The organism is Polynucleobacter bastaniensis (assembly GCF_018882205.1).
GTDB classification, from domain to species: domain Bacteria; phylum Pseudomonadota; class Gammaproteobacteria; order Burkholderiales; family Burkholderiaceae; genus Polynucleobacter; species Polynucleobacter bastaniensis.
In genome coordinates, this window is the sequence record NZ_JACVOU010000001.1 from 508,153 (window position 1) to 526,712 (window position 18,560).

The following is an 18,560-nucleotide window of genomic DNA, read 5'->3' on the forward strand; positions in this document are numbered from 1 at the left end:
ACGATGATTCTTGCTTGGATCTTATCACTACTGACGCTACTCTCCATGCTGGTTATTCAGCTGGAGCGCTTAGTTGCACTTGAAGTCATGAGCGTCAATACGTATGCAGAATCTCAAAAAGAATTTATTGCCGTAGAAAAAGCACTTCTTGAATGTGAGCAACATCTTTCTAATATCACTGCCTTAGCAAATCCTGCTTGTCATATACAGTCAGCCGGAAAAAATCTTTGGTTGATATCCAGTAAATCAAAGCCTAGCTTAGAGATCCTGATATTTCTGGATGAAAAAACCAATATCGCTACACGATTAAATTGGCGGCAAAATTTTGAATAAGCAAGATCAAGGTTATAGCTTGTTAGAGTTGATGACTGTTGTACTGATCATCGCCATCATTGCAATATCGACACTACCTCTTTTGCATAAGCAAATGGCCGCTCGAGAAATCGACATTATTGCCAGGCGTTTTATTGCGCACGCTCAATTTGCAAGAGCTCAAGCATTTCAACTGAGTGCGCCTGTGCGCATTACTCCAATGAATGGTGGTCTGTGGGAAGAGGGTTGGGTGGTTAAAAATATTTGTAATGAACGCCAGCCAAAATCAACTTGTATTGAGCGGCAGTGGATTTCTCAAGGTGATCTTGGGCAGGTGTATTTCAAGGGTGGGGGTAAGCAGTTTATTGATCCTCATACATCCAAGAGGGGTATTTTGTTTAATGCTGCCGGTGCTGCCAAAACAGCCCAAGGCGGGTTTGTAGCCAATCGTCTGATATTGGGTCATGACCGAGATTCTGGGCTCGAGAGGCATCTCATCCTAGGTAGCGGGGGTCGCTGGAGAATTTGTAATCCGACCAAGGACACCAAAGCCTGTAAGTAGGGTAGGGCAAATTTGCCGCTTATGCCCACAATCGGGTTTAATAGACTCATGTACACCGTAGTCGACCATCAATTTATGAGCCAGGCTTTAGCCGAGGCTCAAAACTCCCTTTACTTATCTAACCCCAACCCAAGGGTCGGATGCATCATCGTGAAAGATGGGGTGGTGATTGGGCGTGGGCATACCCAAAGATTGGGCGGAGCCCATGCGGAAGTTCAGGCCTTGGCTGATGTAAAGGCCAATGGTTTTGACGCTGCCGGATCAACAATCTATGTCACCTTAGAGCCCTGTAACCACACTGGTAGAACACCGCCTTGTGTCGATGCCTTAATTGCAGCCAAACCAGCTAAGGTGATTATGGCAATGTCAGATCCCAATCCTTTGGTTGGTGGCAAAGGCCTTGAGCGATTAAAGGCTGTGGGCATTAATGTTCTTTGTGGCTTATTGGAGCCTGAAGCTCAAGCATTAAATCAGGGGTTTATTTCTAGGATGATTCGAGGTTTGCCTTGGGTACGCATGAAGATTGCTACCAGCCTAGACGGCAAGACGGCTTTACTTAATGGTCACAGCCAATGGATTACTGGCCCTTTAGCCCGGGCAGATGGCCACCATTGGCGCGCTCAAGCTTGTGCCATATTGACTGGTGTCGGCACTGTTAAAGAAGACGACCCAAGTCTCAACGTTAGGGATGTCAAAACTGAACGCCAGCCTTGGAGAATTATTGTGGACTCTAGGCTTGAGACACCACTAAACGCTAAGGTATTGAGTAAGCCCCAAGCATCCGGTGTCATTTTGGTTTGTGCTTCATTAGATTCTCAGGAGAGTCTAGATAAGGCAAAAGCATTTGAGGCTCTGGGTGTTGAAGTCGTCACAATAGCTAACGCCAATGGCAAAGTAGATTTGCCAAAACTCCTTGAGTATTTAGCAAAAGAGCGCCATATGAATGAAATCCACATCGAAGCTGGGTTTAAGCTCAATGGATCCTTGCTGAGAGAAGATTGCGTTGATGAATTGTTGCTCTATTACGCCCCCTTCTTTATGGGTGATGGTATTGGTATGGCTAATATCACCCCGTTGACTACGCTAGATCAACGTCAAGATTGGCAAATGATCGATCAAGCTTTGTTTGACTCTGATTTTCGTTTACGCCTGACTAAGAGATAAGAAAAAAACAAGAAATAGCAATTAAGAAATAACGATCCAAAAACTACAAACCCCTACTGAAGATCTCACTATGTTTACTGGAATTATTACGGCAGTTGGCCAAATTAAAAGCGCTCAAGCTAAAGGCGATGGCCTATATTTGGTAGTTGAAGTGCCTTCTGGATATCTCGATGATGTTGCATTGGGTGACAGCATTGCGATTCAGGGTGCTTGTATGACTGCTACTGAATTGACTGACACTACTTTTGCCTTAGACATCTCGCGCGAGTCTTTAAACAAGACGATTGGCCTGGATAAAGTAGGGCCAGTGAACCTAGAAAAAGCCTTACGGCTCAATGATCGCTTAGGTGGTCATTTGGTGAGTGGGCATGTGGATGGTGTTGGTAAGGTTATCCACTTTGCAACTGTCGCTGACGATGCCTATGGTTCTTGGCTTTTGCAAATTGAGGCTCCTAAATCGTTGGCACCATTCTTGGCATACAAGGGATCGATTGTTGTTAATGGCGTTTCCTTAACAGTCAACAAAACCCAAGACAGTAAGGATGCTTGCTTGGTGGACATCAATATCATTCCCCACACTCTTGAGAACACAACCTTGGGTAAGCTAAAGCAGAGCGATGCGGTAAATCTAGAGGTAGATTTAATTGCGCGTTATGTAGCGCGTATGATGGAAACGCAAGCTTAGTTATTTTGTTAAGCTCGGCAAGCTAGTTGGTCTCTACTTATTTTGATAGCGCGTTGGATCGCTTAAGTTAGCTTGCTTAAAACCTGCCTGTCGTAGGCGACAAGATTCACACTCACCACAAGCTTCACCTAAATCATTTGCTTGATAGCATGAAACAGTTTGTGAGTAGTCGACACCTAAAGTAGTGCCCAGTTGAATGATTTCTGCTTTGCTCATACTGATGATCGGCGCATGAACCCGAAAGCGATTCTCATTATTGATGGCCTCTACACCAGCCTTAGTGGCTAAGTTCGCCATCCTCTCAAATGAAGCAACATATTCTGGGCGGCAGTCAGGATAGCCTGAGTAGTCAACGGCATTAGCGCCATAAAAAATATCTAACCCACCCAATGACTCAGCCCAGCCTAAGGCAAGGGAAAGCAGGATCGTATTTCGAGCAGGGACATAAGTAACAGGGATTTCTAGATCTTTACCTGGGGTAATGGGAATGTCGATGGATGAGTCTGTTAGGGCTGATCCACCAAAACGAGTAAGGTCTAAATTCACCAACTCATGACGCACAACACCCATTTTCTTAGCAATGTGTTTTGCTGCCGCTAGCTCAGAAGAGTGGCGTTGACCATAGCTAACTGACAAAACATAGGGCGCGTAACCGAGGTCTTTTGCTAGAGCCAGAATCGTGCTCGAATCCAAGCCGCCAGAAAACAAAATGATGGCAGGCGCATTGGGTTTGCGAGGAGCAATACTTTGAAAAGCAGCAGATAGCTTAGACATGAGAAGGTATTAAAGCCTTAGTTACTAAATTACTTTGTAGCGGCGACGAGTTGCTTCGCGTCTTTTGCTGCTTCAGTATCTGGGTACTTGCTGATAATCTCACCAAAGGTTTTCTTGGCGGCTACTTTGTTGCCGCTCTCCAATTGCGCATTGCCCAGAGTCAACATAGCCGATGGCACGCGAGGATGTGTTGGGTAGCGCTTAATGAGACTTTGTAGCTGCGCAATTGCACCGGTGTAATCCTTATTTGCGTATTTACTGTTGCCACTCCAAAAGAGTGCCAGCGGAACGTATGGGCTCTTAGGGTAACGGTTCACAAAGGTTGAAAAACCTTCATCGGCTTTCTTAAGGCTTCCCGTTTGAAAGGTTTTTAAAGCATCGTCATAAGCTTTTTTCTCGCTAGGTTGAACGGTGCCAGTGACACCTTCAATAGTTTCTGTGCGGGGCTCGAAATTACCTAAGCGATTATCTAGGTCTTGATAATAGGTTTTCTGACTGGTACTAATGTCTTCGCCTTGTTTCTCCAAGTTTTCAATCTTGCCACGGAGCTGTGCATTATCAGTTTTCAGTTTTTCAATCTGATTTTGTAAGTCCATCTGCGCAGTAGCAAATGACTTACGTAACTCCAAGATAGCCTTACGTGCATCATCATCAGCAAATAGAGCCCATGCATTACCAGAGGCACTTAAGCAAAGAGCCGCTGCACTTAAACAAAACGCTCGTGAGAGCGTTTGTTTAAAAGAGTGTGAGTGCTTAGACATTAGTTTGTGATGTAAACAATGTCAGCGCGGCGATTTTCTGCCCACGCTGCTTCGTTATCACCTTCAGCTTTTGGCTTTTCTTTACCAAAGCTCACTGCTTCCATTTGATTTTCAGAAACACCCATCAAATTGAGTGATTTACGCACTGCATCTGAACGACGTTGACCTAAGGCCAAGTTGTATTCTGCGGTACCGCGCTCATCGGTGTTACCTTGAATGATGATCTTTTGCTGAGGATTGGCCTTTAAGAAACTGGCATGGGCAGAAAGTTGTCTTTGATATTTAGTTTGAACGGTGTACTCATTTAAATCAAAGTACACGCTACGCTGAAACAGCGGGCTGCTTGGATCGTTCCATGGCTGCGAGCCAAAGTTTCCGCTACCGCCACCGCTAGCACCATCGACATCATCTAGTTTGACGCTAGAGCAAGCTGCCAAAAATAGTGCTGTTACGCCAACAAAGGCGAGGGTTGCGGCACGGCGTGCGATAGAAATCTTCATGATCTGTCCTTTTTCCTACAAACTGAGTAACTAAATAAACTAATAGCCAATATTATGCCCCTAAGATTGCTCTATTTGAATGGAAATTACGTTGGGTAGGGACCTAAATTAGTTGCGAATACTTTTATTTTTACTCAAATGAGTTAAAATAATGCCTCAAATGAGGATTTTAATATGCCCAGCGTAATCCCGAAAAAAGCTTCGACGAGAGTACTTCGTAAATCTCCGCTGGGAACTGCCCAACTGGATTTATCTTTTGCCACTATTTATCGAGTTGAACCGATTGATCGCATCAAGTTAATTCGAGATGGGATTCCCGCTAGATATATCAATGTCATTTCTGACTCCATGGGCATCACAAAAGAAACCTTATTTAAGTTTTTGAATTTGCCGAAATCAACTATTGATAAGAAATCCATCACAAACCAAATACTTCCGATTGAGCAGGGCGAGCGTTTAATCGGTATGGCTAAGCTTGTAGGACAGGTAGAGTCAATCATTACTGAGTCGGGGAATCCAGATGGTTTTGATGCCGCTAAGTGGGTGGCAAGTTGGCTTGAAAAACCATCCCCGGCATTAGGTGGCGAGAAGCCATCGGCCTACTTAGATACGGTTTCTGGTCAAGGGATGATTTCTGATCTCCTTGCCAAAATTCAAACTGGAGCATACGCATGAGTGTTCAGGCGGTTTGGAGGATTGCGCTTGATGCCCCCTTTTTTAAGGCAGATGATCTCAGTGGGGAGGGTGCAAAAAAATCTGGTGGAAGATGGAATAAAAAAGGGACACCCGTCTTATATACCTCGGAGTCTATCGCACTTGCCTGTCTAGAAACGCTGGTGCATATTAATGCACAGGGCCTTCCCTTAACCCGCTACTTGGTACGGATTGATATCCCAACGAAAGTATGGAATTTGGCTAAGAGACTCAATGCTAAAACAGCTGGCATGGGTTGGGATGCATTGCCAGCAGGAGCCGCTAGCATTGAGAAGGGTCAGAAATGGCTACAGTCGAATGCAAGCGCTTTGTTGTTGGTGCCTTCAGTTGTTATTCCACAAGCAAGTAATGTACTAATCAACCCTTTGCATCCAGATATCAAGTTGATAAAAGCTAAGAAAATTGAAAAATTTTCTTATGACCCACGTTTAGTAGGTCAGCCTTAATCCATAAATGGTCCCCAAGATGGCTGGCGTACGTCAGATCCCGGAATGCTTAATACCTGTTTAGAGTTTCCATCAACTGATACCGCGGCCAGAACTCGTTTACCACCCGCCTTAGTGGAATACAGAACATAACGACCGTTTGCCGCAAAAGAGGGGGACTCATCGCTAGCTCCATCGGTGAGCGCTTGGGCGTCGCCTGTTGCTAGGTTGAGGATATAGAGGCGAAATGCTCCACCAATATTAGCGATGTAAGCAAGATATTTACCATCTGGCGATATGCGTGGCGAAGTTACAAAACCCTGTTTGAAAGTAACACGTTTGACGCCTTCAACTTGCTCTCCTTCAGCGTTCATTCGATAAATCTGTGGATTGCCGCCACGATCACTCGTGAAGTACATGTAACGACCATCAGCTGAATATTGTGGTTCGGTGTCAATGGTGTAGCCACGAGTAAGACGCTGTAAACCCGTTCCATCCGTATTGATGCTGTAAATCTGGGTATTGCCATCTTTTGAGAGGGAGATTGCTAACTTTTTGCCATCGGGTGACCAAGCTGGCGCACTGTTATTGCCTTTTTGGTTTGAGAGAGCAATGCGGCGGCCAGTAGCGAGTTCGTGAACATAGATCACTGGCTTACGATCTTCGAAAGAAACGTAGGCTACTTTCTTGCCATCTGGCGACCACGATGGGGAGATGATTGGCTCACCACTATTCATGGCATTACGAATATTTTGGCCATCCGCATCAGAGATGACTAAACGATAGCGTTTACCTTCTTTAATCACGTAAGAGAGGCGGGTTGAGAAAATACCGCGCTCACCCAATAGTTTAAGAATAATGTCATCAGCAATTTTGTGAGCTGCTGCACGTAAATTGTCTGCGCTGGAATTGATATTCAAGCCGCCAAGACTTTCGGATTTACGAATGTCAAACAGCTTATAGCGAATCTCAAACTGACCTGGGCTAGTCTGTGCCACAGAGCCCACTACCAAGGCATCTGCACCGCGAGCTGCCCAAGATTTATAGTTTGGTGTACCCTCGTCACTTTCGCTCGCATTACCGTTCTCAGTATTTTTAAAATAACCACTACGTGCCAAGTCTTGACGAATGATGTCGGTCATACTAGCGGGTAGCTTGCCCTCATCCTTAAAGCGCATCACGGCGATGGGGTAGAGAGACTGCCCAACGCCGGTGATTTCAATATTCATTTGCGCTAGCGCTGAAGAACTCAGTCCGGCCAGTGATAGCACCGCTAGAGATGCTGACACCACTGATGAAAAATACTTTTGAGCAACTTGCAACATGCTTTAGTCCTTGGGTTTAAATGTCAGCTTAACTTCTCTTTGAGGAATTTTGCCATTGTCGTCTTTTGGCAGACTTTCTGCGCGAGTTAGTGCGAGGAGAACTGCCCGATCCCATCCTGCATTACCGCTGGAGGAGACGAGATCTGTACTTAAGATTGCACCATCCGGTGCCAGGTTTACTTTCACAACTGCCGCAGGGTTGCCGCTAATGGATTCTGGATTAAACACAATGAGCGGTTTTACTTTCTTGACTACCTTATCAGTCCAGCCGGGAGGCGCGTTGCCGCCACCGCCAACACCGCTACCACTAGTGCCACCGCTACCACCTTCAGCTCCGGCAGCTGCGCGTAAGCGTGCTAGCTGATCTGCGCGAACTTTTTCAGCGGCAGCATTGGCTTTAGTTTCTGCAGGTGCAGTAGCTTTCGGTGCTTCAGCCTTTTTAGGTTTCTCTTTTTCCTTCTCCTTAGGTGGAGGAGGCTTAGTTGGAGTAACTGGCTTTGGTGTTTCTTTCATCACTTCTTTTTTAGGAGGCTCTGGTTCGACCTTCTTTTTCTTAATGGCGATGTCCGCTGCCTCTTCCTTCATCTCGGTTTTGATTTCAGGGGCGACAGGCGTTTCGACTTGCTGGTTTGCATCCCAAAGTTCAACTTCAACGCCTGAAGGGGTTGAGTTATTCCAGCTAATGCCGATTACCAAGAAAGCAAGCAAGCCTAAGTGCACAGCTAGCGAAAAACTAAAAGCACGTTTTGTGCTTTCGTTTTTGGTGGGGCGGCCTCGTTTAAAGTTTAATGGGCTTGAGCGAAAGGTTTGCGCGCTATTCATGTGTTCAATACAAAGAGGCTTATTGGCTCTTTACGGCAAGTCCGACACGTTTCACACCATTCTCTTTCAGCTTGGACATCACCTCCATCACCACTTCATATTTAATAGATTTATCTGCAGCAAGAACAACAGGTTGCTCGGCAGATTTTTCTGCCTGTGATCTTGCAAATGCACCGAGTTCAAACTTATTTAAAGTTTGAACTGGATCACCATCTTTGCGCACGATGACATTCTCATTGGCATCAATCGTTAAAAAGACGGGTGGCAATGATTGCACTTTTGCGCCACCTACTGTTGGTAAATTCACAACGCCAGGATTCACCATCGGTGCAGTCACCATAAAGATGACTAGCAATACCAACATCACATCGATGTAGGGCACCACATTGATATCGGACATCGCCCGACGTTTGGAGGATTTTCTGATAGAGCCGGCCATATTTATCTGCCTGAAGCTTGACGTTGCAAGATGTTGGTGAATTCTTCAATGAAGGTTTCAAAACGAATCGCTAAGCGATCCACATCAGTCGCAGCACGGTTGTAAGCCACCACCGCAGGAATAGCAGCAAACAGGCCAATAGCGGTAGCCACCAGCGCTTCAGCAATACCAGGGGCAACTGCCGCCAAGGTTGCATTTTGTACGTTAGCCAGACCACGGAAGGCATGCATGATCCCCCAAACGGTTCCAAAGAGGCCGATATAAGGTGAGACTGAGCCCACAGACGCCAAGAAGGGTAGGTTGGCTTCCAGTATGTCCATTTCGCGTTGGTAGGTGGCTTTCATGGCACGGCGGGCAGCGTCGATCTCACGGACTTTCATGAACTCCTGCATGCCTGCTTCGAAGATATGCTCTAGAACGGCGTCGCTACGGGTATTACGCTGAGCGGCATCCAAAAGGGTATTGAGATCGCCGCCTGACCAGAAGTCCCGCTCAAAGCGCTCGGTATCGCGCCTTACCCCTCTCAGAATGGCCGTTTTCTTAAAAATGATGGTCCAGGAGGCTATAGACATACTCAGTAATAACAACATTACTAACTGGACTAATAGGCTGGCATTCAGGACGAGAGAGAGAAATGAGAGATCTTGAGTAGGTGTCATGGTGGATTTTGTATGATGTAGGATGATTTTACTAAGTTAATTCACTAAGCAATACAACTTCATCAGGATTATGACCATGTTTGACCGCCAAAATACCTTAGCCAAAACCGACCCAGAATTGTGGGTATCGATTCAGAATGAAAATAAGCGTCAAGAAGACCATATTGAACTGATTGCATCTGAGAACTATGCATCACCAGCAGTGATGCAGGCACAAGGCTCCCAGCTCACCAATAAGTACGCTGAAGGCTACCCAGGTAAGCGGTATTACGGCGGTTGTGAGTTTGTAGATGTGGCTGAGCAGTTAGCGATTGATCGAGTGAAGGCTTTATACGGTGCTGAAGCAGCGAACGTTCAGCCCCATTGCGGCGCATCTGCAAACCAAGCGGTATTTTTGGCTTTCTTAAAACCAGGCGATACCTTCATGGGAATGAGTTTGGCTGAAGGCGGTCACTTGACCCACGGGATGGCTTTGAATATGAGCGGTAAGTGGTTTAACCCTATTTCATATGGCCTCGATAAAAACGAAGCGATCGATTACGAACAGATGGAGCGTTTAGCTCGTGAGCACAAACCTAAATTAATTATTGCCGGTGCATCTGCCTACTCTCTCGTGATCGATTGGGAGCGCATTGGTAAGTTGGCTAAAGAAGTTGGCGCCATTTTTATGGTGGACATGGCGCATTACTCTGGTTTGATTGCTGCTGGCGTATATCCAAATCCGGTACCGCATGCTGACATTGTTACCTCCACAACCCACAAGAGTTTGCGCGGTCCTCGTGGCGGCATCATCTTGATGAAAGCTGAGCACGAGAAGGCAATTAACTCTGCAGTGTTTCCAGGTCTTCAGGGTGGTCCATTGATGCATGTGATCGCAGCTAAAGCGACAGCGTTTAAAGAAGCGCAAGAACCTAGCTTTATTGAGTATCAAAAACAAGTGATTGCAAACGCAAAAGCATTGGCCGAGACTTTGATCTCACGCGGTCTGCGAATTGTTTCTGGTGGTACAGATTCTCATTTGATGTTAGTTGACTTGCGCGCCAAGAAAATGACCGGCAAAGAAGCTGAGCGAGTATTGGGCGAGGCACACATTACTTGCAATAAGAACGGCATTCCAAATGATCCAGAAAAGCCAATGGTGACAAGTGGTATTCGTTTGGGCTCACCAGCAATGACCACGCGCGGCTTTAAAGAAGCTGAAGCACGTCAGGTGGGGAATTTCATTGCAGATGTTTTGGATAATCCAAATGATGCTAACAATATCGCAAAAGTTCGTGCACAAGTTGCTGAGTTGACTAAGCGTTTCCCTGTTTACGGCTAATACAAATAACTAGCCAAACTAAAATATAAAGAAGAACCACATTGCGCTGCCCTTTCTGCCATAACGACGATACCCAGGTTTTAGATACCCGGGTATCGGATGAAGGCGATACTATTCGCCGCCGCCGCCGTTGTGCAAAGTGCGATAAACGATTTACGACTTACGAGCGCGTTGAGCTGGTGCTGCCTGCAATCGTCAAGAAAAATGGCAGTCGTGTTGAATACAGTCACGATAAGTTGGTTAGCTCAGTCAAGCTGGCATTGCGTAAGCGCCCAGTCTCTTCCGACTCAGTTGATGAATCTATTGCTCGCATTGAAGAAAAGCTCCTCAGCTTAGGTGAAAAAGAAATCCCGAGTGAGCGGGTAGGAGAGTTAGTGATGCGTGAACTTAAGCGTCTAGATAAAGTAGCTTATATTCGCTTTGCTTCTGTCTATAGAAGCTTTGCAGATATTGAATCTTTTGAGAGTGCGCTGAAAGAGCTTAAATAAGAATTCCTTTAAAAAATAGAGAATTCATGAAGCAAAAAAGGGCTGCATTGCAGCCCTTTTACTTTTACAGAAAACGTTCTATTTTAATTCTGCAAAAATAGACGCAGTAATGTCATCAACATTACCTGTGCCGCTAACCTTGCGATAGGCCGGAGCCTTTACTTTGTCGGCTACATTGCTTTGTGTTGCCCAAGTGGAGTAGTACTCGACTAACGGACGGGTCTGATCGTTATAAACCTGCAAGCGCTTGCGCACGGTTTCTTCTTTGTCATCATCTCGCTGAATCAAGGCTTCACCAGTGACATCGTCTTTGCCATCCACTTTTGGCGGGTTGAAGGTGACGTGATAAGTGCGGCCTGAGGCGGGGTGAACACGACGACCACTCATGCGATCAATGATGGCATCAAACGGCACATCGATTTCGAGGACGTAATCGATTGGTACGCCAGCATCTTTCATGGCTTGAGCTTGTGGAATGGTTCTTGGGAAACCATCAAATAAGTAACCTTTACTGCAATCCGGTTGAGTTAAGCGATCTTTTACAAGGCCAATGATGATGTCATCAGAAACTAGGCCGCCAGCATCCATAATTTTTTTGGCAGCAATGCCAAGTTCAGTTCCAGCCTTAACGGCCGCACGCAACATATCGCCTGTCGAGATTTGTGGAATGGCAAATTTTTCACAAATGAACTGAGCCTGTGTTCCTTTGCCAGCACCTGGTGCACCGAGCAGAATTAAGCGCATTGTTTTCCCCTTAGAAGCCCTCATTGTCCCGTATTTTTTCGAGATCTTTTGCTATCAATTCCTAGGATTATCCCCGAGAACCTCGAATAAATGGATTCTGGGTTAGCTGGCTAAGATGCGGCGTACTCGCTCAAGGTCTTCTGCTGTATCAACCCCAGCTGGCGGGGCTTCGCTGGCAGTATGAACCGCAATACGATAGCCATTCCAGAGGGCGCGGAGCTGTTCTAGAGCTTCCGCTTGCTCAGGCGGTGCTGGCTCAAGGCGGGTGTAGGCCTGAAGAAAATCAGCCCGATAGGCGTAGATGCCCAAATGACGCAAATGAGTGACCGTTTGCTCAGAGTCCGGGTCTCGCACAAACGGAATAGCGGCTCTAGAGAAGTAGAGCGCCTCATTAGAGCGGTTGAGGACTACTTTGACTACATTGGGGTTATTAATTTCTGTGACGTCAGTAATGGGTACCGCCACAGTTGAAATCGCACACGTGACATTGTCGGCCAAAGTTTGAGCAACTTGATTGATTAACTCTGGCGGAATAAGCGGTTCATCACCTTGCACATTCACAATTAAAGTATTCGCTGGTAGTTTTAACAATTGAGCTACTTCTGCAATACGGTCTGTGCCAGTAGGGTGATCTGCACTAGTTAATAAACACTCAATACGATGTTCATCACACGCTGCCTGAATTTCTGTTGAATCTGTTGCAACTACAACACTGTGGGCATTGGATTGTTGCGCACGCTCAGCCACGCGAATCACCATGGGCTTGCCACCAATATCGGCTAGCGGTTTGCGAGGCAAGCGAGTGGATCCTAGTCTTGCAGGAATCACTACTAAAAACTCTGGGGTGTTAATACTCATTCGTTTGAATTTACTTAATCCATGATTAATTGATTTCATCAGCAGACAGGCTACGGGCTTCATCAACGAGCATGACGGGAATGTCATTACGAATGGGGTAGGCTAATCGATCCGCTTTGCAGATGAGCTCATGTTTTTCTGCATCTAAATGCAAAGTGCTTTTGCATAAAGGGCAGACCAAAATCTCTAATAAGCGCTTGTCCATATTTGATCTTTGTTATTTTTTATAAAGTGTATTGATTTGGATCGGGTCTTTGCAAAATGGATTGCAACCATTCGGCCAATGTATTGGGGATCTCTAAACTCATCGGAACTACCCAAATGCGTTCGTCCTGTATTAAGGTGCATTTTACGGCATCCTTTTCAGTAATGAGGATGCACTCAGCAAGGATGGTAGTGAAAAATTCTGGGGTGTAGGTGGCATGATCAGCCAAACCAATGCATTTGCCTGCTATGCCCTGTTTCAGCAAGTCATCAAAAAAGCGTTGTGGATTACCAATTGCAGCAACAGCGGTAATCTTGTTTGGAAGATAGGTGTCTGCCATGGAAGATAAGGATTGTGTATTACTTGGATTATTCAGTTGATAGGGTGTGCCCAGCTGACTACTCAGCGTGAAAGCACGTCGCCCTAAAAAATATTCATCAATGTGATTGGAGGGCGTGATGGCTCCAGTCATCAAAGAGGCATCTCGCTCGCGAGATGCAGGTTCACGTAAAGGACCAGCAGGCAGTAAGAAGCCATTGCCTTCGCCACGTTGATCACGTACTACGAATTCAACATCACGACCGCCTTCGCGAGCGGGCCAGCGCAGTAGACTTCGATGTTGTAAGCCATCATCACTGATGATGACATTGACCGAGGGGTCTTGTTTTAGCAAGGACTGAATGCTGAAGGTTCGTTTGGGATGAACCCAAATCGGAAACTGGTTATCTGTGCGCTGAGCAATTAAGACGGGTTCGTCGCCAACATCTGCAGGATTGGAATCACTTTTCACTTGGTATGGCTCGCTTGATACATTGGCGCCATAACCCCTACTAATAATCCCAGGTTTCCAACCCATTCTGGCGAGTTGCTTAGCCAAGGCAATGACGATAGGAGTTTTACCGGTGCCACCTACGCGGATATTACCAACAATAATGACCGGTATTGGTGCTGATTTGCGTCTTCCTAAGTTCAGCTCATTTACCATATCTAAAGCTTGATTTACCCAACCGTAAACCTTAGATAAAGGCCAAAGCACCAGACTTGTTAGTCCGCGCCTCTCCCAAAACCGAGGAGCCTTATTGAAGAAGGAAGATTTTTTTTGGGATGACATTAATGGCGACTGGTTGAGCTCAATATTTTGGTATGTTGGATTACTTCTTAGTAGTTTGACTGCTAAACACAATATTAGATAGGTTGGCATCACGCGCTGCTTCTAAAGCGCTCATAACGGCCTGGTGGGGCGCTTTAGCATCAGCATCGATATTAACTTGGATGGCATTATCTTCGTTGAGTGCATTGAGACTATTGCTCAGTTGTCTGCGATCAGTCACCTTGCCGTTGATGGCAAAGCGCCCATCGCGACTGACCGCAATATGAATTTGTTTCACCTCCGACTGACTTGCTGCTCCATTGGCAGTAGGTAGGGTGATAGCTAACTCCTGGTAGCGGGTAAAGGTAGTGGAGATCATCAGAAAGATCAGCACTACTAACAACACATCAATAAAAGGAATGAGATTGATCTCAGGCTCTACCGGAGCTGTCCTTACCCCTAATGAAAATTGACCTCGATGCTGAAGCTTATTTTCTAACCAACTCATTTTGTATCTGCAGAATGTGGATAGAGTTTTTTGAATAATTGACGAGTAAATTCTTCACACTCATGTTGGCGTTGATTTGCCATTGCGCGCAGACCGCGCCATGCAGCTAGAGCAGGAATCGCAATCAACAATCCAAAAGCGGTGTTGTACAGAGCAATAGAGATGCCGTGCGCTAGTTGTTGAGGGCTGCCAACGCCCTGACTGCCAAATATTTCAATCATGCCGACAACAGTTCCAAAGAGTCCCAAGAGGGGGGCAATGGTCGCAATAGTGGCCAAGACTCCAAGATAGCGCTCTAGCCTTAACCAAGTGGACTGAGCGCTGGCTTGTAATTCTTCTAAGGCGGATTCTGCAGAGTTTCCAGAGGCTTTTTCACGAAGGATGCAGGCAAAGAGGCTACCAACGGGGAAAAGTTGGCCGACAGCACTAATTTCAGATTCTGAGACTGTTTTTTGCTGGAAAATGGCATTTGCCAGTCCAAATACCGTTGCTAAGCTGTCTTTAGGAAATAGGTGAATTTGGCGCAAATACCAAGCACGCTCAATGACAATAGCCAAACCGATAATGGAGATGATTAGAAGAGGCCAGATTGGCCAGCCTGCAGATAGTAAGATTGAGTACATAAGCACAGTACTTTAGCTGAATTAATAACCCGTTTTCATTAAGCTATCCTGTGGATAACTCTGTGCAAAACTTTTTAGAAAATGTGTTGTAAGTCCTTGATTAATAGTCAAAGTAGCCAATATTGAGAGAAATCTATTAAAATTGGTCTCAAGATTTATTTATATAAATCAATAGCTTACATTTATTTTGTTGGATTTATGAGACGTTTTGGGTCAGTAATTACTTACTTTTGAGTATTAGGCCCAGGGCACATTGGCTTCTGTGGATATTTATTGACCCCTAAGCCCAATAGCCGTCAAGAAAAAGAGAAAAAATGTCTGAAATATCAAGGGAAATTCTGAGTGTTGGCGATCTAAACCGCGCCATTGCAAGCTCTTTAGAGGAGCGCTTTGATACCGTCTGGGTTAGCGGTGAGATTTCCAATTTCAAGGCCTATGACAGTGGGCATTGGTACTTCTCCCTTAAGGACGAGGAAGGGCAGATCCGTTGCGTGATGTTTAGGGGTCGCAATGGCCAGGTCGGATTTATGCCTCAATCGGGGGATTTGGTAGAAGTTGCTGCCAATCTCGGGTTTTATGTTCCGCGTGGGGACATTCAGCTGACAGTGCAAAGCATGCGACGTGCTGGCATGGGCGGCCTTTATGAGGCTTTTTTAAAGCTCAAAGCCAAGCTCGCCAAAGAGGGTTTATTTGATCTTGAGAATAAACGCCCCATCCCGACACATCCGAGATCGATTGGCATTATTACTTCGCCGCAGGCGGCAGCTCTAAAAGATGTTTTAAGCACGCTTGCTAGAAGAGCGCCACACATACCGATTGTGATTTACCCAACCTTGGTTCAAGGACCAGATGCGCCGGCTGGAATTATTTCCGCCTTGAAGGCTGCCGAAAAAGAAAATGCGGTCGATGTGATTTTGTTGGTCAGGGGTGGCGGCAGCATTGAAGACCTTTGGGCATTTAATGACGAGAAACTAGCTTATGCGATTGCACAGTCCCCCATCCCAATTGTCAGTGGTGTTGGTCATGAAACCGATGTCACGATTGCTGACTTTGTTGCAGACTTGCGCGCACCCACACCTACAGGCGCGGCAGAATTAGCAGCGCCACGACGCGATCAAATGTTGCAAGAGCTAGATGCCATCATGCAAGCCTTGTTGCAAAGAGTAAGTCAGCGAGTAGAGCGTGAAGCGCAAACACTGGATCAATTGGCCTTGCGTCTCAGTCATGCCTTGCCTAATCCCGATCGCATGCGTGAGCAAATCAGCGGCTGGCAAAAACGACTAAATCAAGCATGGCTAGTGAGAGTTGAGAATTGGAAGCGAGATCAAAGTCACTTCCAGTCTCAGCTTGAAATGCTGAACCCGCAAAGAACTTTAGAGCGGGGTTATGCAGTCATCTTAAGTAAAGAAGAGCAAGCGATGCATGCAGTGCGTAGTCCTAACGAGCTCAATACAGAGAGCGTATTTGAGGTGCGACTGGCAGAGGGGCAGGTAGGGGTGGAGTTTTCAAAAATTAGTCAGGCCAATTAAAAGCCTTAACGTATTTGCGTGTATGTATAGCTATGCTATACAATATACAATGAGGGATGATTAAATCTTTTAGGCATAAAGGTTTGGAGTTGTTTTTTCAAACCGGAAAAAAGACTGGCATACAGTCTTCCCATTCAAATAAATTGAGTAGACAGTTGGCTAGATTGGATGAGGCTACATGTTGGGGGGATGTCAATATTCCTGGGTGGAGGCTTCACTTGCTATCAGGAAAGCTAAATAATCATTACTCAATCGCCGTGAGTGGCAATTGGAGAATTACTTTTAAATTTGATGATAAAGATGTCATATTGCTTGATTATCAGGATTACCATTAAGTGATAAGTTTAGGAATACAAAATATGAGAAAAATGCACAATCCACCCCACCCAGGCTTGATTATCAAAGAGGATATTCTCCCTGCGTTGGGTATGAGCGTAACTGAGGCTGCGGATCAGTTGGGTATTACACGCGTCGCACTTTCCCGTGTAATTAATGGGAAGGCTGCTATTTCACCGGACATGGCCTTACGTATTGAGAAATGGCTGGGAATTAAAAATGGCGGTAGTGCAGATATTTGGCTGAGCCAGCAGGCGACATATGATTTATGGAAGGCGAGAAAGCTGGGCGTGCCAAAGGTAAAGTCAGTTGGCGCTATTCTCGACCTTGTTTTAGCCTAGACTTTGTTGTGGCTGATTTGGAAATAAAAACTAAATATTCACCATCAATTGCAGTGCTCGGTTGCGGCCAATCTTTGCCACAATCAATGTAAAAAATAAGCCAGTTGCAAGTGCATCAACAGCATTTTCGAGAGCCTCTTTTTCATTTACTCCAAACGTTATTGCTTCTGGCACATCTCTAAATGTGACTAAGAAATTGGAACCGTCTTTTGTAAGTTTTGCAGGGTATTGGGGCATCACGTTATAGTACTGCCAGTAATTAAGCAGGATATAAACGTGGTTATTTGATATTTTTCTAAAGAATATTTGGCTCGATCTCGAGTTGTACGCCGAATTTCCCCAGCACTTCTTCCTGAATATTTTTTGCTAGATTGAGGATATCGGTCGACGTTCCACCGCCATGATTTACAAGTACTAGCGCTTGCTTTTCATAAACGCCTACAGTGCCAACACGTTTGCCTTTAAAGCCGCATTGATCAATCAACCATCCAGCCGCCAACTTTCGCTTGCCATTGCTATCTGGATAAGAAACCAGATTCGGAAATTGCTTACTTAGTTGCTCGTATTGTTCAGTGCTGACAATTGGGTTTTGGAAAAAACTTCCCGCATTGCCAATGACTTTGGGGTCTGGCAATTTATTTGATCGGATAGTGCATACGGCATCAAAAATTTGTTTGGGATTGGGATTGGGATTGGGGCTTGACTCAGAAAATCGCTTTGCCAGATCGGCGTACTGTAATCGAGCCTGCCATGTCTTGGGGATTTTAAAAACGACCTTTGTCACGATAAAGCGATTGGGATTTTGCTTAAAGTAGCTATCGCGATAGGCAAACTGGCATGCCTTTTGCGGGAGAGTGACAAAGGCATGGGTCATAGAATCAAATGCTTCGATGCTGTCGATGTACTCCCCAACCTCAACACCGTAGGCCCCTATGTTTTGAATGGGCGCGGCACCGACTGTTCCAGGGATGAGCGCGAGGTTCTCAAATCCAGGGAGATTGTGCTTTAGAGTCCAAGAAACTAGCTCATGCCAATTAACACCAGCGCCTACGGAGAGCCAAGAGTTGCTGTCATCAGCTTTAATAAGCTCTTGACCAAAAATATTAATGAGTAGAGTTGCTCCAGGCAAAGCCTCAGGAAGGATCACGTTGCTTCCGCCGCCCAATACACGCCAAACTAGTTTTTTAACCCTAAACTCTTTCATGAGGGCGGGTAACTGATCCGCGGATGTAATCTCATATGCTAGTTCCGCTTTGGAATCTAGGCCAAAGCTATTCCGGTGCTTGAGTCCCAGATTGGGGGTCAATTTTGCTGGATTGGGCGCATTTTTCGCGGAGTTCATGCCACAATCTTATTCGTGTTCGAGTTTCTGTTC

At 45.7% G+C, this 18,560-nt stretch carries 26 protein-coding genes; 11 read left to right on the top strand and 15 right to left on the bottom strand.

Features of this window, described 5'->3' with window-relative positions; all coding sequences use genetic code 11:
* Window positions 1-3: 3 nt before the first annotated feature.
* From ICN22_RS02740 to ICN22_RS02755, 4 genes are all read left to right on the top strand, one after another.
* Window positions 4-333, top strand: a complete 330-nt coding sequence (locus ICN22_RS02740; RefSeq protein WP_216168727.1) for a hypothetical protein — start codon at window positions 4-6, stop codon at window positions 331-333.
* On the top strand, window positions 326-874 hold the full coding sequence (locus ICN22_RS02745) for a GspH/FimT family pseudopilin (RefSeq protein ID WP_255533802.1): 549 nt from the start codon (window positions 326-328) through the stop codon (window positions 872-874). Before ICN22_RS02740 ends, ICN22_RS02745 begins: the two co-directional genes overlap by 8 nt.
* A 48-nt stretch (window positions 875-922) precedes the next feature.
* Window positions 923-2,038: a bifunctional diaminohydroxyphosphoribosylaminopyrimidine deaminase/5-amino-6-(5-phosphoribosylamino)uracil reductase RibD gene (gene ribD / locus ICN22_RS02750; RefSeq protein WP_216168728.1), complete on the top strand. Its 1,116-nt coding sequence runs from the start codon at window positions 923-925 to the stop codon at window positions 2,036-2,038.
* Window positions 2,039-2,108: 70 nt separating this feature from the next.
* Window positions 2,109-2,723: a riboflavin synthase gene (locus tag ICN22_RS02755; protein ID WP_216168729.1), complete on the top strand. Its 615-nt coding sequence runs from the start codon at window positions 2,109-2,111 to the stop codon at window positions 2,721-2,723.
* Window positions 2,724-2,756: 33 nt separating this feature from the next.
* Here ICN22_RS02755 and queC read toward each other — a convergent pair whose 3' ends face one another.
* The 3 genes from queC to pal are packed head-to-tail and all read right to left on the bottom strand — an operon-like array spanning window position 2,757 to window position 4,758.
* Window positions 2,757-3,497 (bottom strand): 7-cyano-7-deazaguanine synthase QueC, encoded by a 741-nt coding sequence (queC, locus tag ICN22_RS02760; protein WP_216168730.1) that lies wholly within the window; start codon window positions 3,495-3,497, stop codon window positions 2,757-2,759.
* A 29-nt stretch (window positions 3,498-3,526) separates the two neighbouring features.
* Window positions 3,527-4,258, bottom strand: a complete 732-nt coding sequence (ybgF, locus tag ICN22_RS02765; protein ID WP_216168731.1) for a tol-pal system protein YbgF — start codon at window positions 4,256-4,258, stop codon at window positions 3,527-3,529.
* Complete coding sequence (gene pal, locus ICN22_RS02770) at window positions 4,258-4,758, bottom strand: peptidoglycan-associated lipoprotein Pal (RefSeq protein WP_216168732.1); 501 nt, start codon at window positions 4,756-4,758, stop codon at window positions 4,258-4,260. The genes ybgF and pal overlap by 1 nt, the downstream gene beginning before the upstream one ends.
* Before the next feature lie 174 nt (window positions 4,759-4,932).
* On the opposite strand from pal, the gene ICN22_RS02775 reads away from it, so the two are divergent.
* Both ICN22_RS02775 and ICN22_RS02780 read left to right on the top strand, forming a co-directional pair.
* Complete coding sequence (locus ICN22_RS02775) at window positions 4,933-5,433, top strand: Xre family toxin-antitoxin system antitoxin (RefSeq protein WP_216168733.1); 501 nt, start codon at window positions 4,933-4,935, stop codon at window positions 5,431-5,433.
* Window positions 5,430-5,918 (top strand): RES family NAD+ phosphorylase, encoded by a 489-nt coding sequence (locus ICN22_RS02780; RefSeq protein WP_216168734.1) that lies wholly within the window; start codon window positions 5,430-5,432, stop codon window positions 5,916-5,918. Before ICN22_RS02775 ends, ICN22_RS02780 begins: the two co-directional genes overlap by 4 nt.
* Here ICN22_RS02780 and tolB read toward each other — a convergent pair.
* The 4 genes from tolB to tolQ are packed head-to-tail and all read right to left on the bottom strand — an operon-like array spanning window position 5,915 to window position 9,142.
* Complete coding sequence (tolB, locus tag ICN22_RS02785; RefSeq protein WP_216168735.1) at window positions 5,915-7,222, bottom strand: Tol-Pal system beta propeller repeat protein TolB; 1,308 nt, start codon at window positions 7,220-7,222, stop codon at window positions 5,915-5,917. The two genes, ICN22_RS02780 and tolB, sit on opposite strands and share 4 nt — an antisense overlap.
* 3 nt (window positions 7,223-7,225) lie before the next feature.
* Window positions 7,226-8,044, bottom strand: a complete 819-nt coding sequence (tolA, locus tag ICN22_RS02790; RefSeq protein WP_216168736.1) for a cell envelope integrity protein TolA — start codon at window positions 8,042-8,044, stop codon at window positions 7,226-7,228.
* 19 nt (window positions 8,045-8,063) lie between these two features.
* The gene (gene tolR / locus ICN22_RS02795) at window positions 8,064-8,483 is read right to left on the bottom strand and encodes a protein TolR (RefSeq protein ID WP_216168737.1); all 420 of its coding nucleotides are present in this window, start codon (window positions 8,481-8,483) and stop codon (window positions 8,064-8,066) included.
* Between the two features lie 2 nt (window positions 8,484-8,485).
* Entirely contained in the window at window positions 8,486-9,142 is a 657-nt protein-coding gene (tolQ, locus tag ICN22_RS02800; RefSeq protein ID WP_216168738.1) for a protein TolQ, read from the bottom strand.
* Between the two features lie 76 nt (window positions 9,143-9,218).
* On the opposite strand from tolQ, the gene glyA reads away from it, so the two are divergent.
* Both glyA and nrdR read left to right on the top strand, forming a co-directional pair.
* Complete coding sequence (gene glyA / locus ICN22_RS02805; protein ID WP_216168739.1) at window positions 9,219-10,463, top strand: serine hydroxymethyltransferase; 1,245 nt, start codon at window positions 9,219-9,221, stop codon at window positions 10,461-10,463.
* Window positions 10,464-10,504: 41 nt separating this feature from the next.
* Window positions 10,505-10,951 carry a transcriptional regulator NrdR gene (gene nrdR, locus ICN22_RS02810; protein ID WP_015420459.1) on the top strand — a complete coding sequence of 149 codons (447 nt, stop codon included), beginning with the start codon at window positions 10,505-10,507 and terminating at the stop codon, window positions 10,949-10,951.
* Between the two features lie 78 nt (window positions 10,952-11,029).
* Here the strand turns inward: nrdR and adk are convergent, their stop codons facing one another.
* The 6 genes from adk to ICN22_RS02840 form a co-directional block, all read right to left on the bottom strand.
* A complete protein-coding gene (gene adk / locus ICN22_RS02815; protein ID WP_216168740.1) occupies window positions 11,030-11,695 on the bottom strand; it encodes an adenylate kinase in 666 nt (221 codons plus the stop codon).
* A gap of 102 nt (window positions 11,696-11,797) precedes the next feature.
* Window positions 11,798-12,547, bottom strand: coding sequence for a 3-deoxy-manno-octulosonate cytidylyltransferase (gene kdsB / locus ICN22_RS02820; RefSeq protein WP_216168843.1), 750 nt, complete (start codon window positions 12,545-12,547; stop codon window positions 11,798-11,800).
* A gap of 31 nt (window positions 12,548-12,578) precedes the next feature.
* A complete protein-coding gene (locus ICN22_RS02825) occupies window positions 12,579-12,758 on the bottom strand; it encodes a Trm112 family protein (RefSeq protein ID WP_215328819.1) in 180 nt (59 codons plus the stop codon).
* A 19-nt stretch (window positions 12,759-12,777) separates the two neighbouring features.
* Window positions 12,778-13,869, bottom strand: a complete 1,092-nt coding sequence (gene lpxK / locus ICN22_RS02830; protein WP_216168741.1) for a tetraacyldisaccharide 4'-kinase — start codon at window positions 13,867-13,869, stop codon at window positions 12,778-12,780.
* A 40-nt stretch (window positions 13,870-13,909) separates the two neighbouring features.
* The gene (locus ICN22_RS02835) at window positions 13,910-14,356 is read right to left on the bottom strand and encodes an ExbD/TolR family protein (protein WP_216168742.1); all 447 of its coding nucleotides are present in this window, start codon (window positions 14,354-14,356) and stop codon (window positions 13,910-13,912) included.
* Complete coding sequence (locus ICN22_RS02840) at window positions 14,353-14,979, bottom strand: MotA/TolQ/ExbB proton channel family protein (RefSeq protein WP_216168743.1); 627 nt, start codon at window positions 14,977-14,979, stop codon at window positions 14,353-14,355. Before ICN22_RS02840 ends, ICN22_RS02835 begins: the two co-directional genes overlap by 4 nt.
* 314 nt (window positions 14,980-15,293) lie before the next feature.
* Between ICN22_RS02840 and xseA the strand changes: the two genes are divergently transcribed.
* The 3 genes from xseA to ICN22_RS02855 are packed head-to-tail and all read left to right on the top strand — an operon-like array spanning window position 15,294 to window position 17,185.
* Window positions 15,294-16,508, top strand: a complete 1,215-nt coding sequence (gene xseA / locus ICN22_RS02845) for an exodeoxyribonuclease VII large subunit (RefSeq protein ID WP_216168744.1) — start codon at window positions 15,294-15,296, stop codon at window positions 16,506-16,508.
* 56 nt (window positions 16,509-16,564) lie between these two features.
* A complete protein-coding gene (locus ICN22_RS02850) occupies window positions 16,565-16,843 on the top strand; it encodes a type II toxin-antitoxin system RelE/ParE family toxin (RefSeq protein ID WP_216168745.1) in 279 nt (92 codons plus the stop codon).
* 24 nt (window positions 16,844-16,867) lie between these two features.
* Window positions 16,868-17,185, top strand: a complete 318-nt coding sequence (locus ICN22_RS02855) for a HigA family addiction module antitoxin (RefSeq protein ID WP_216168746.1) — start codon at window positions 16,868-16,870, stop codon at window positions 17,183-17,185.
* A 30-nt stretch (window positions 17,186-17,215) separates the two neighbouring features.
* On the opposite strand, the gene ICN22_RS02860 is transcribed toward ICN22_RS02855, so the two are convergent.
* Both ICN22_RS02860 and murB read right to left on the bottom strand, forming a co-directional pair.
* Window positions 17,216-17,422, bottom strand: coding sequence for a type II toxin-antitoxin system HicB family antitoxin (locus tag ICN22_RS02860; protein ID WP_216168747.1), 207 nt, complete (start codon window positions 17,420-17,422; stop codon window positions 17,216-17,218).
* Window positions 17,423-17,480: 58 nt separating this feature from the next.
* Window positions 17,481-18,527, bottom strand: a complete 1,047-nt coding sequence (gene murB, locus ICN22_RS02865; protein WP_216168748.1) for a UDP-N-acetylmuramate dehydrogenase — start codon at window positions 18,525-18,527, stop codon at window positions 17,481-17,483.
* Window positions 18,528-18,560: the final 33 nt, after the last annotated feature.

Bases quoted from the DNA above. Each gene is read 5' to 3' on its own strand.
- ICN22_RS02740 (WP_216168727.1), top strand. From the start codon at position 4: ATGATTCTTGCTTGGATCTTATCACTACTGACGCTACTCTCCATGCTG.
- ribD (WP_216168728.1), top strand. From the start codon at position 923: ATGTACACCGTAGTCGACCATCAATTTATGAGCCAGGCTTTAGCCGAG.
- ICN22_RS02755 (WP_216168729.1), top strand. From the start codon at position 2,109: ATGTTTACTGGAATTATTACGGCAGTTGGCCAAATTAAAAGCGCTCAA.
- queC (WP_216168730.1), bottom strand. From the start codon at position 3,497: ATGTCTAAGCTATCTGCTGCTTTTCAAAGTATTGCTCCTCGCAAACCC.
- ybgF (WP_216168731.1), bottom strand. From the start codon at position 4,258: ATGTCTAAGCACTCACACTCTTTTAAACAAACGCTCTCACGAGCGTTT.
- pal (WP_216168732.1), bottom strand. From the start codon at position 4,758: ATGAAGATTTCTATCGCACGCCGTGCCGCAACCCTCGCCTTTGTTGGC.
- ICN22_RS02775 (WP_216168733.1), top strand. From the start codon at position 4,933: ATGCCCAGCGTAATCCCGAAAAAAGCTTCGACGAGAGTACTTCGTAAA.
- ICN22_RS02780 (WP_216168734.1), top strand. From the start codon at position 5,430: ATGAGTGTTCAGGCGGTTTGGAGGATTGCGCTTGATGCCCCCTTTTTT.
- tolB (WP_216168735.1), bottom strand. From the start codon at position 7,222: ATGTTGCAAGTTGCTCAAAAGTATTTTTCATCAGTGGTGTCAGCATCT.
- tolA (WP_216168736.1), bottom strand. From the start codon at position 8,044: ATGAATAGCGCGCAAACCTTTCGCTCAAGCCCATTAAACTTTAAACGA.
- tolR (WP_216168737.1), bottom strand. From the start codon at position 8,483: ATGGCCGGCTCTATCAGAAAATCCTCCAAACGTCGGGCGATGTCCGAT.
- tolQ (WP_216168738.1), bottom strand. From the start codon at position 9,142: ATGACACCTACTCAAGATCTCTCATTTCTCTCTCTCGTCCTGAATGCC.
- glyA (WP_216168739.1), top strand. From the start codon at position 9,219: ATGTTTGACCGCCAAAATACCTTAGCCAAAACCGACCCAGAATTGTGG.
- adk (WP_216168740.1), bottom strand. From the start codon at position 11,695: ATGCGCTTAATTCTGCTCGGTGCACCAGGTGCTGGCAAAGGAACACAG.
- ICN22_RS02825 (WP_215328819.1), bottom strand. From the start codon at position 12,758: ATGGACAAGCGCTTATTAGAGATTTTGGTCTGCCCTTTATGCAAAAGC.
- lpxK (WP_216168741.1), bottom strand. From the start codon at position 13,869: ATGTCATCCCAAAAAAAATCTTCCTTCTTCAATAAGGCTCCTCGGTTT.
- ICN22_RS02835 (WP_216168742.1), bottom strand. From the start codon at position 14,356: ATGAGTTGGTTAGAAAATAAGCTTCAGCATCGAGGTCAATTTTCATTA.
- ICN22_RS02840 (WP_216168743.1), bottom strand. From the start codon at position 14,979: ATGTACTCAATCTTACTATCTGCAGGCTGGCCAATCTGGCCTCTTCTA.
- xseA (WP_216168744.1), top strand. From the start codon at position 15,294: ATGTCTGAAATATCAAGGGAAATTCTGAGTGTTGGCGATCTAAACCGC.
- ICN22_RS02850 (WP_216168745.1), top strand. From the start codon at position 16,565: ATGATTAAATCTTTTAGGCATAAAGGTTTGGAGTTGTTTTTTCAAACC.
- ICN22_RS02855 (WP_216168746.1), top strand. From the start codon at position 16,868: ATGAGAAAAATGCACAATCCACCCCACCCAGGCTTGATTATCAAAGAG.
- ICN22_RS02860 (WP_216168747.1), bottom strand. From the start codon at position 17,422: ATGCCCCAATACCCTGCAAAACTTACAAAAGACGGTTCCAATTTCTTA.
- murB (WP_216168748.1), bottom strand. From the start codon at position 18,527: ATGAACTCCGCGAAAAATGCGCCCAATCCAGCAAAATTGACCCCCAAT.